General features: G+C 47.9%; 6 protein-coding genes. 2 read left to right on the plus strand and 4 right to left on the minus strand.

The genetic code is table 11. From position 1 onward, the window contains the following. Nucleotides 1-2,219, minus strand: a 2,219-nt coding sequence (topA, locus tag R3177_RS09425) for a type I DNA topoisomerase (protein WP_318970784.1), incomplete at its 3' end; no start/stop codon positions are given. A gap of 228 nt (nucleotides 2,220-2,447) precedes the next feature. On the opposite strand from topA, the gene astB reads away from it, so the two are divergent. Further along, entirely contained in the window at nucleotides 2,448-3,788 is a 1,341-nt protein-coding gene (gene astB / locus R3177_RS09430) for an N-succinylarginine dihydrolase (protein ID WP_318970785.1), read from the plus strand. Between the two features lie 71 nt (nucleotides 3,789-3,859). Here the strand turns inward: astB and R3177_RS09435 are convergent, their stop codons facing one another. Beyond that, nucleotides 3,860-6,130, minus strand: coding sequence for a beta strand repeat-containing protein (locus R3177_RS09435; protein WP_318970786.1), 2,271 nt, complete (start codon nucleotides 6,128-6,130; stop codon nucleotides 3,860-3,862). Between the two features lie 168 nt (nucleotides 6,131-6,298). On the opposite strand from R3177_RS09435, the gene R3177_RS09440 reads away from it, so the two are divergent. Then, the gene (locus R3177_RS09440; protein ID WP_318970787.1) at nucleotides 6,299-7,633 is read left to right on the plus strand and encodes a dicarboxylate/amino acid:cation symporter; all 1,335 of its coding nucleotides are present in this window, start codon (nucleotides 6,299-6,301) and stop codon (nucleotides 7,631-7,633) included. A gap of 57 nt (nucleotides 7,634-7,690) precedes the next feature. Here the strand turns inward: R3177_RS09440 and sohB are convergent, their stop codons facing one another. Continuing rightward, complete coding sequence (sohB, locus tag R3177_RS09445) at nucleotides 7,691-8,692, minus strand: protease SohB (protein ID WP_318970788.1); 1,002 nt, start codon at nucleotides 8,690-8,692, stop codon at nucleotides 7,691-7,693. A 105-nt stretch (nucleotides 8,693-8,797) separates the two neighbouring features. Continuing rightward, a partial coding sequence (locus tag R3177_RS09450; RefSeq protein WP_318970789.1) for a VolA/Pla-1 family phospholipase occupies nucleotides 8,798-10,526 on the minus strand: 1,729 nt, incomplete at its 5' end.

The following is a 10,526-nucleotide window of genomic DNA, read 5'->3' on the forward strand; positions in this document are numbered from 1 at the left end:
AGTAGCTTGCGGGTATTTTTACAGTCACTGTTGGTACAGCCAAAATACTTACCAAACCGTCCAGATTTTAACTGCATGTCGCTGCCACATTTGTCGCATTCGATCACCGGTCCTTCATAGCCCTTTATTTTAAAATTGCCTTGTTCCAGCTCATAGCCATCACATTCCGGATTATTACCACAGACATGGAGTTTTCTGTGCTCATCAATCAGGTAACTGTCCATTGCTGTACCACATTTCGCGCAGCGCTTTTTCTGCCGTAATGCTTCGGTCTCAAGCTCATCTTCATCAGTAACTTTAACTGCCTCATCACCCGGCAGCAGGTTAATAGTGGTGGTACAACGTTCTTTGGGAGGCAGGTTGTAGCCCGAACACCCCAGAAATACGCCGGTAGAAGCGGTACGAATGCCCATTTTCCTGCCACAGCTGGGGCAGTCGATATCCGTCAGGACAAATTGATTGGCACGCATTCCGCCCTGCTCCGGGTCTTGCTCCGCTGTCTTTAATTTGTCAGAAAAACCAGTATAAAAATTATCCAGCTCTTTGCGCCATTGTTTCTGTCCCTTCGCAATATCATCCAGCGTCAGTTCCATATTGGCAGTAAAATCGTAATTCATTAAATCATCGAAATTCTCTACCAGCCGATCGGTTACAATTTCGCCCATTTTCTCCGCATAAAAGCGTTTATTCTCAACCCGGACATAACCGCGCTCCTGAATGGTTGAGATAATGGCAGCATAAGTAGACGGTCGGCCAATACCACGTTTTTCCAGCTCTTTAACCAGACTGGCCTCACTGTAGCGCGCCGCAGGTTTGGTAAAATGCTGAGCACTGTGTAATTGCTGTAACTGTAACTGCTGACCTTTTTTAACATCGGGCAGTTCATTATCCTCATCACCCTTGCGTTTAACAACAGGTTGTACGCGGGTCCAGCCATCAAACCTCAGCACACGGCCTTTCGCCTTTAATTCAAAATCTGCCGCTGCTACCGTAATATTCGTCACATCGTACTGCGCCGGCGGCATCTGACAAGCGACAAACTGCCGCCAGATCAGCTCATAAAGCTTACGGGCATCGGCTTCCATATCCGTCAGCTCACTGGCCAGCACCTGCACATCTGAAGGTCGCACTGCTTCGTGTGCTTCCTGGGCATTTGCCTTACTACCATAGCTGATTGGCTCGTCGGGCAGATATTTTTTACCAAATTTGCTGCTGATATAATCACGACACGCTGTTACAGCTTCGGTGCTGAGGTTGGTCGAGTCGGTACGCATATAAGTAATATGTCCGGCTTCATATAACCGCTGTGCCAGCATCATGGTTTTTTTAACGCCATAGCCCAAACGGGTACTGGCTGCCTGCTGCAGGGTTGAGGTAATAAAAGGCGCCTGAGGTTTACTGCTGCTGGGCTTATCTTCGCGGTCGGTCACTTCAAAGCGGGCATGCTGTAAGCGTTGTACTGCCTCGTCTGCCTGCTTTTTATTAACCGGTTTAAAGGCTTTTCCCTGCTCCCGCACGACATCCAATACTAACGGCTGTCTGGTATTTGTCTGCGTATCAGCGGTCAGTGTCCAGTATTCTTCAGGTACAAAGGCTTTTATTTCTCTTTCCCGCTCCACCACTAAGCGCACTGCGACAGACTGCACCCGCCCCGCAGAGAGTCCGCGGGCTACTTTTTTCCATAACAGCGGCGATACCATAAAGCCCACCACCCGGTCTAAAAACCGGCGGGCCTGTTGTGCATTCACCTGATCGAGATTAACCTGGCCGGGTTCAACAAAGGCATTGGTAATGGCCGATTTGGTAATTTCATTAAAGACAACACGCTTAAATTTGTCAGGCTCGCCGCCAATAATTTCCTGTAAATGCCAGGCTATAGCTTCCCCTTCGCGGTCTAAATCCGTTGCCAGATAAACGGTGTCGGCTTTTTCAGCCAGGGTTTTAAGTTCCTTCACCACTTTTTCTTTGCCGGGCAAAATTTCGTAACGCGCTTTCCAGCCATGCGCCGGGTCGATACCCATTCGATCGACCAGAGCCTTATAATCTTTCTCTTCTTTACTCAGGGTTTTATCGATCGAACGGGTTTTATCTTTACTGCTGCTGGTTGGCAGATCACGAATGTGACCAACGCTCGATTTAACGACGTATTCGTTTCCTAAATATTTATTGATTGTTTTCGCTTTTGCCGGTGATTCGACTATTACCAGTGATTTCGCCATCTTAAAACCTGAATTCCCTAACTGAAGCCGCCTTCTGGCCGCCCTTTTTTAACATATATCCGCAAACCGCAGTTGTGACAAGTGAATAAACTCATTATTATGCAATCCGGGTCATTTTACAGACCCAGCGGCTATTTGATAGCCAACTCCTCAATGAAGCAAAAAACATAAGCGGCCCCAATAATAAAAAAAACAGTGCCCCTTCCAACAGAAGGATATAAAGCAAAAATGAAGTACTTTGAAGCAAATTTCGACGGTCTGGTAGGACCAACTCATAACTATGCCGGTTTGTCTGTCGGCAATGTTGCCTCTTTATCTAACGCTAACAACACTTCCAGCCCAAAACAAGCCGCTAAACAGGGTTTGCAGAAAATGAAAGCGCTGCATGACTTAGGTTTAGTTCAGGGTGTGCTGGCACCACAGGAAAGACCGGATGTTTACACCTTACGCCGGCTGGGTTTTACCGGTTCCGACAGTGATATTATTACCAGTGCTGCAAAACAGGCCCCGGCAGTATTTCGCGCTGTCTGCTCAGCATCCAGCATGTGGACTGCCAATGCTGCTACCATTTCGCCCAGTGCTGACACCGCTGATAACAAAGTCCATTTCACCCCGGCAAACCTGACTAATAAATTCCACCGTTCACTGGAGCCCCAGACGACCGGCAGAATATTACAGGCCATGTTTGCTGATCCAAAGCATTTTGCTCATCACCAGCATCTACCCGATAATGATCACTTTGGTGATGAGGGCGCGGCAAATCATACCAGATTATGCAGCGACTACGGCAAAAAAGGTGTCGAGCTGTTTGTATTTGGTCGTTATGCGTTCGATCAAAGCAAAGCTGCTCCTAAGCGTTTCCCAGCCAGACACACCCTGGAAGCCTGTGAAGCGGTAGCGCGTTTACATGGTCTGAGTAATGATCATGTGGTTTATATGCAGCAAAACCCCGATGTGATTGATCAGGGTGTGTTTCATAATGATGTTATCGCAGTCGGTAACCAGAATGTGTTGTTTTATCATCAGCAGGCTTTTGTTGATAGTCAGCAAAAACTCGCAGAATTAAAACGCAAATTTGGTAATGACAGTGAGCTGTTCCTGATTGAAGTCAGTGATAAGGAAGTATCGGTACAGGAAGCGATTAACACTTACTTATTTAATACGCAGGTTATTACCCTGGCCAATGGTGAGATGGCTATCATCGCCCCGACCGAGTGTCAGGACAGCCCAACGGTAAGCCGCTATCTGGCTGATTTAACCACGCGAGGTACGCCTATTAAAAAAGTGCATTATTACGATGTTAAACAAAGCATGCGTAATGGTGGCGGCCCGGCATGTTTACGGTTACGGGTGGCATTAAGCGAACAGGAGCGTCAGGCGGTTAATCAACATGTATTGCTAAATGAAACCTTGTTTACCACATTAAATCAGTGGGTTGATAAACATTACCGTGACCAGATTTCTGAGGCTGATTTGGCCGACCCACAGTTACTGGCAGAATCCCGCTCAGCCCTCGATGAACTGACTCAGATTTTAAACCTGGGATCAGTTTATCCGTTTCAGCGATAAGTATAATAAAAAGATAAGTCTCAGATAAAAAAAGGGAGCTTAACCGCTCCCTTTTTTATTTGGATTGCCAGTTAACCGGCTACTGCACAACTTTGAATAACACCAAACGGGTTGCTCGCTGGCTGGCTGGTTTCTGTCGTTAAATCCTCTGCAGCTGTTGGCAAGCTGTAGTGTCTGTAACTGACGTTTTCTGTACCTGATGCAAAACCCGATACTTGTAAGCGCACATCTAACCAACTGCCTACATCTTGTGGATAGGTGATATTAAAGGTCGCAATACCACTGGCATCTGACGTAACAGACCCTGGCGCTACTACAAAATTACCCGGCGTAAGCAAGCCATCACCGTTGATATCTTCACCACCATCCAGGATACCGTTAAAGTTAGCATCTTCTGATACGCAGCTAATCGGTGTACTGATCCCCGGGGTGGAGCCTGACGTCGTCCAGTTTTTAAACGCTGCCGGTGCTTCCGGTGATTTAACCCAGTAGCCTTTTCTGTAGTTAACCGAAAGTACTGCCAAATTTAACTGCTGCCCGGCGACTGCATTACCAGAGCTGTCAGTCACGATTACGGAAAATTCTTTAGCGTAGGTGCTGGCTGAAGGTTTGGTAATCACATTGCCGGTACCAAAGCGGAAAAACAGGGTTCGCTGCCCCACCGCAATATCGGTTTCATCAAATATGGTATCGTCAGACTGCAAACTCGCTTTTATCACAAGGTTCTGGCCATTTACCCCACCACCTGTGGTGGTATCGGCAGTAAATACAGTCGATGCCACACCCTGCGAATTCGTCACGGCAGTACCAGTACTGATCGTACCACCGGCAGAGCTGTTCAGTGAAAATACAATAGTCTGATTTTTTACCGGATTATTATTACTATCACGCAAAATTGCCCGGACAGCACTCGACTCGCCAACACCGATTTGAGCGGGAAATGCCTGAGCTTCAACCTGAGTCGGATTCACTGCAACAAACTCAATCACTTTTTGCGCGCTGACTGCGGTATCACCATCGCCGCCCCGTGCACTAATAGTGGCTAACCCGGCAAAAGGAGAACGAATAAAAGCACTGGCTTTACCTTCAGCGTCTGTTAAATCAGCTGATGTCACGCTGTTTGCCAGGTTCGCCGCAGTGTTAGCAATATTGCCGCGGGTCGTATTAAAAGTCACATTCGACGGCGCCGGGGGCGCATTGTTAACCTGCCATTCCACCACAACTTCCTGGGCTGAATTAAGAGGTACTTCCTGAACAGGATCGCCACTTAGCGGATCTCCAGAACCATCAACCATAGCAAGGAATGTAAATTGATCTGCACTGATATTAATGGTGTCACTGTTAGTCACGCCCAATGCGGTTACCGTTAAGGTATCCGTTCCGCTGGTGGTGGCGGTATAGCTTATACTGGCTTTTCCGGCAGTACCTGAGGTGACAGGGCTGGTATCACTCAGCGTATTGCCTAAAGAAGACACAACCTCAAGCACGGTTCCCTGAATGCCAATGCCATTAGAGTCAGTGACAAAAAAATCAATCGTAGAGGTATCACCAAGTACCACAGATTTCGGGCCTGCAATATTAATAGTGGTACCCACAACAGCTACCGTTAATTGGGTGGTTTGCTGCTGAACCCTTGCGGTGACTAACACGTCACGGTTTGTTTTATTTGTCTGAGACGTTAAGGTTGCTTTAGCGACACCATTGGCCCCGGTTACACTGTCAATTTGTACCAGCTCACCAGAGTCAGAGGAAAAGGTGACCGGGATGTCGGCCAGAACCACATTATTGGCATCGCGCACCAGCGCTGACAGCTCAACTTTACTTGACGCTCCAGTGCCTAATTGCAGTGTATCGGCGATAAGTGAAACGGAGCCGACGGTCACATCAACTTCATCACCACCATCTCCGGCAGAATTAAATACTGCGCTGGCAGACGTTTCCCCGAAGTTTGCCGTTACCTCACCGGAGCCTGAGCGGTTACCGACATTTAAAGCGATGGTTGCCACACCATCTGCATTGGTCGATGCAGAGCCGGCATCATTGCCAAGAGTGGCTAGTCCTTCGCCTGACACCGCAAAAGTAATCAGACGGTTAGCAACATTACCGTTGTTTGTGGCGGTTAATGTCGCAGTCACTGTTAATGGGGTATCCTGCGATAAATTATTTGACTGGGCACCTGCCTGATTGGTCAGGGCCACGTTAAGCGAAAACACCGGAGTGTTACCACCTGAACCACCGCCGCCGGTGCCACCATCGCCGCCACTGTCCAAGGTACCGCCGCCACCACAGGCGGCCAGCGATGTAATCATTAATGCAACCAGAAGTTGCCGGATGTTTCGCATGAAAACTCTCCCTAGCTGTTTTTATATATAGTTTTTGTTAATTGCATCTTAAACCATTAATTATCACTACGTCACAGCAAATTTCAAAAAAAATTTTGCTTCCCCTGCCCAATGGCGCCGCAAACTGGTAGTCTAAGCTAAATTCCGCACTGATATATCACTAAAACAATGAGCAATAATCAAAAAATGGGTTTAACCGCCCGTATTGTTATCGGCATGGTAGCCGGCATCTTGGTAGGTTTCTTTTTTAAAGCGATTTTGGCTGGTCAGGAAGAGCGGGTTCTGTCACTGTTCGGCCTTGAGCTGCCACTTAAAGCCTTTTTTGTCGATGGTATTTTTCATGTGGGCGGCGAAATATTTATCGCCAGCCTTAAAATGCTGGTCGTGCCTCTGGTCTTCGTATCATTGGTTTGCGGTACCTGTTCGCTGTCTGACACCTCGACCCTGGGGCGACTTGGTGGCAAAACCATTGCTCTTTATCTTATTACCACGGCGATCGCCATCAGTCTGGCCATGACCGCAGCTTTACTCGTTGCGCCGGGTGAAGGTGTTGAACGTCAGTCTGATGCCAGCTTCGATTTGTCTGAAGCGCCATCATTGAGCCAGGTGTTCATCGATATCTTCCCGAGCAATCCAATTGAATCAATGGCCCAGGGCAATATGCTGCAAATCATCGTGTTTGCAGTGTTATTTGGCTTAGCGATGGCATTAAGTGGTAAACCTGGTGAGCGTCTTGCTGCAATGTTTAACGACCTTAGCGACGTTATCATGAAGCTAGTGACAATATTGATGAATCTGGCGCCATACGGCGTATTCTTTTTAATGGCTAAATTATTTACCACACTGGGCTTTGAAACCATCATCAGCCTAGCAAAATACTTTGGTGTAGTACTGGCTGTTCTTATTTTCCACGGACTGGTCAGCTACAGCATTATTTTGAAAATGCTCACCGGATTAAATCCTTTAATATTTATGCGAAAAATGCGCGATGCAGTCTTGTTTGCTTTCAGTACATCAAGCAGCAATGCGACAGTACCTGTTACGATGGAAACCGTAACCAAAAAACTGGGCGTTAAAAACAGCATTGCCTCTTTTACCGTGCCATTAGGTGCGACTATTAACATGGATGGCACCGCTATTATGCAAGGCGTAGCCACCATATTTATTGCTCAGGTGTACCTGGTCGATCTGACAGTTGCAGATTATCTGATGGTGATATTGACCGCAACATTAGCATCAATCGGCACCGCTGGCGTGCCTGGAGTTGGTTTAATTATGCTGGCAATGGTGTTACAACAAGTGGGTCTGCCGGTTGAGGGTATTGCTTTAATAATCGGGGTAGATCGCTTACTCGATATGACGCGCACGGCGGTAAATGTAACCGGCGATGCCATGGTGTCCTGTATAGTTGGCAAAAGTGAAAAGCAGTTTGACCAAGCGGTATTTAACGACACCAATGCAGGTGTAAAAGAGGAAACCGTCGATTTTCATAACCTGCGCTAAGACTCTGACCTGATGTCAGCAGCAGGCCGAAGCTGGCTGCTGCTGACAGCAGTTTTTTTATCGCTGCCAGTTATGTTGCACCAGTTTCTGCCACCACAATGACAACACATTAGCCGAGGCCATGCCAACTTTATCGGCCAGGCCTTTTTTCAATTGGTAGCTGACCTTAAATACCCGGTGACTTGTCATTTTAGTCATCAGAAAATCATCACTGGTCTGTATCTCGTCAACCAGCTGCAACTCAAGTGCCTGGTAGCCTAACCAGTGCTCTCCGGTGGCAACTCTGCTGACATCAAGCTGTGGCCGGTGCTGCTGCACAAATGACTTAAACAAGATATGGGTTTCTTCCAGCTCCTGCTGGAACTTCTGTCTGCCCTTATCAGTATTTTCACCAAACAGTGTTACCGTGCGTTTGAACTCTCCAGCGGTAAATTGCTCAAAATCAATATGATTTTTCTGCAATAATTTATGAAAATTGGGTAATTGAGCAATCACGCCTATCGAGCCAAGTATTGCAAAAGGCGCGGCGATAATTTTATTACCAATGCACGCCATCATATACCCGCCGCTCGCTGCCACCTTGTCTACTGCGATCGTCAGTGGTATCCCCTGCTGGCGAAGCCGGTCTAACTGAGATGCCGCCAATCCATAACCGTGCACCATGCCCCCACCACTTTCCAGGCGCAACAGTACCTCGTCTTCCGGTTTAGCCACCGCCAGAATGGCTGAGACTTCTTCGCGCAGTGAATCAGTTTCCCGCGCGTCCAGTGAACCATTAAACTCAAGCAGAAATAAACAAGGGTGCTGATCAGTTTGCACCTTTGCAGCCTTATGCCAGGTTTTCTGCCATTGTTTGAAAGCTTTTTTATCAAGCAACCGCTGTTGTAAATCTTCAGTTTGCTGCCGGTAATGTTTACTGAGATCAGTAAACTCTAACTGGCCTTTTTTTGCTTTCGGTTTATGGCTGGCATTAACGATAATGCCAATCACCAGGGCAATTGCAAAAACAATCGTCGCTGCCTTCGCCAAAAACATGCCATATTCCATTAAGAATGCCAAAGTAATGCTCCTATCCCGCTTTTTGTTGTTATATTACCCTGCTGGGCTCAAAGAAAAAGCCCGGCTCCTGAAGCGGCCGGGCTTTAGATTAAACAGCCATTAATGTTAATTGCCGCTTGCTAATACCGCAGGATTTGAAACCAGCAAGGCCTGGCCTCTGTTCAGGAAAAAGGTGACGCTTTGGGTTTGCATTTCCTGAGTTGCTGCCAGACTGGCTGCCGGACTCAAAATTGAGCCATGGTCACCGGCCGTGAACCTTGCAATGGCATTACTACCATTTAAAGCAATACCACCCGAACTGGCAGGTATCGCGCCAGCCTCAAGCAAACGGGCGAGCGGTTCAGTGCCTGCCAGTGGCATTTTACCTGCCGCCAGTGCTTGGAGCGGATTAAAGTAACCGTTTGGAATAACCTGGTCTGGTAAATTACCGTTGTTATTACCCACTACCTCAATCATGTAAACCGGTGTTTCACTGTTCACCAGTCGCTCAGCATAGTTATTTGGATCACCAGCATCGGTTACTGTCTGGGCAGCAAAAGCGAACTGACTCAAGGTTGCTGAAACACGAGCCTGCTGTGCTGCATTAGCTGGCTCTGTTAACGTCATCAGGTAAGCATTTACTACCGGTGCAGCACACGCCGGATAAGTTGCAGCAGTTGCAGCTGTTGGAGCACCACAATTCGTATTCGTCACGACATAGTTTACAAAATGTTCAGTTAAGGCACCGCCGGCATTTAACATTACGCTGGCTTTAATCAACGGGCCAAACGCTGCCGAATCAAGCAGGAAGTTCGCCACTGCCCCACCAGGCATTGCCAGCGCTGCTGTTTCAACCCGGTACAGTGCGTCCAGTTGTGGGTTACCCGTGCTGGTATTAGCCAGCGCCACCATTGAAGTACCGGTTATGCCACCTAAAGAATGGCCTAAAAATTGTACTCTGCTGGTATCCAGCGTAACGCCCTGAGCAAAGTTTAAAGCCAGTCGCAACGCCAGCATATCAGCGATACTTTGCCGCAAGTTATCCCGGGTAACCAGCAGGTTACTCAGGTTCATATACACCGTTGCGTTACCACTACTGGCGTTTAACTGACCAAAACCGCGGTCACCATGTAACGGATGATCAATAGCGACGGTAGCAAAGCCCTGAGAGGAGAGAGTACCGGTAATTGCCAACATGTCAGAGCGACGTGACGTAATACCGTGTTGCAAAATAACAACGGGCCAGCCTGCCGCTGGCATCGGAATCACATTGCTATCAGGCACAGTCATCTGCACATTCACCGTCTGATAACTATTAATTTTCGGAATAGTATTAAACTTCGTCAGATGCCGAGCCGCGTCAACACCTAAATCACGCAAGGCGCCACCACTGAGGGCCTGACAAACCGCATCGTTTTCAGATACCGGGGTCTCTGGCTTCATTGAAGGTGGCAGAGCCGCGATTATGGCACCACTGTCACAACGCGCCATCCAGCGGGTGTTAAGCGGAGCCGTTGGATTAGCCTCAGTTGGCATACCCAGATAATAAGGTAAATTAATTGTTCCGGTATAATAGCGGGCGAGTGCAAAAGCCGGATTGCCAGCAAAATTCGCACTGAGTTGTGACACCGTCAGACCAGTGTTATTAACAACCAGCGCCGATGGACGATAACCCGCTGTCGGAGAGGCCATTAATTGCTTCAGGGTTGACAGTACGGCACCAACAGACTGAGTGGTAATGGCAGCGGTATAAATAATATTGTCTTTATCAAGGCCTTCATCTCTTACCATGACATTTTCAAAGCTGTTAATCACGCCTTGCAATGCCCGCTGTGAAGCAGTGGCAAGAGGTAAG

This window comes from Arsukibacterium sp. (genome assembly GCF_033722355.1).
Taxonomy (GTDB): Bacteria; Pseudomonadota; Gammaproteobacteria; order Enterobacterales; family Alteromonadaceae; genus Alishewanella.